Source organism: Monashia sp. HAY1-5C, from assembly GCF_056755255.1.
The window spans coordinates 1-264 of the sequence record NZ_JBPGXG010000421.1 but is presented as its reverse complement, the minus strand read 5'-3'; the positions used below and the strand labels follow the sequence as shown (position 1 = coordinate 264).

The 264-nt window shown below is 65.5% G+C and carries 1 pseudogene; it reads right to left on the bottom strand.

Features of this window, described 5'->3' with window-relative positions:
- Window positions 1-46 precede the first annotated feature (46 nt).
- Window positions 47-264 (bottom strand): annotated as a pseudogene (locus ACR9ZK_RS22285) (MBL fold metallo-hydrolase); the annotation flags it as partial.

The following is a 264-nucleotide window of genomic DNA, read 5'->3' as shown; positions in this document are numbered from 1 at the left end:
AGCGGCACACTGCGCAGCGGACCAACGAAACGGGCGTTTCTGCTTCCTAGGCTTGCAGTGCGGAGAGCGCTTCGGTCAACGTCATGTGCAGCGCGGGGCCATGCCCGGGGAGGATCACGTTGGCTGGCAGGCTCTCCATGTGCAGGGCCGATGACAGTGCGGCTGCGGGATCGTGGTGGTACATCGCGTGCAGCATCTGTGGCCCGTGCTTGCCGCTGATCGGGTGCCCGCTGACGAAGGAGTCACCCACGGCGATCGCTACAG